1 protein-coding gene is annotated in these 420 nt (G+C 72.4%); it reads right to left on the bottom strand.

Annotated elements, in window-relative coordinates; all coding sequences use genetic code 11:
• Positions 1–197: 197 nt before the first annotated feature.
• Positions 198–314, bottom strand: coding sequence for an SGM_5486 family transporter-associated protein (locus LPA54_RS42575; RefSeq protein ID WP_006132620.1), 117 nt, complete (start codon positions 312–314; stop codon positions 198–200).
• Positions 315–420: the final 106 nt, after the last annotated feature.

The following is a 420-nucleotide window of genomic DNA, read 5'->3' as shown; positions in this document are numbered from 1 at the left end:
GCACCGCCCCGCGGGGCCGGGACGGGCCGGGAGTGCGTGCGCGCCGACATGGGGGCCTCCGCTCTTCGAGTGCTCCGTGACCGCCGCTCGCGGCCACATCTCGAAGGTACGGATCGGCGGGGCGCCAACCCATCCGGTGATCCACCCACTTGACCCTGAGCCTGGCCCCCTAGGGGACAGGGGTGCCAGCACCACCCTCAGGGCGCGAGCACCGTCGCGATGACGCCGATGACGATGAAGATCGCGAAGAACGCGCCGAAGACGAGCAGCATCTTCTTCTGGCCGTTCTGCGGGTTCGGGTCGAGGACTGGCATGGGGAAAGTGTCGCACCCTTCCCGCCCGGAACCGGCCACGGGGTCCCCGGCGGGCGCGGCGCGGAGGCGGCGCCTCAGGCCGTGCGCCACCTCAGGCCGTACGCGG

The sequence above is a fragment of the Streptomyces sp. DH12 genome, from assembly GCF_020873895.1.
GTDB lineage: Bacteria > Actinomycetota > Actinomycetes > Streptomycetales > Streptomycetaceae > Streptomyces.
Note: the sequence above shows the minus strand (reverse complement) of the source record. Positions and strands in the feature narration are given on the sequence as shown.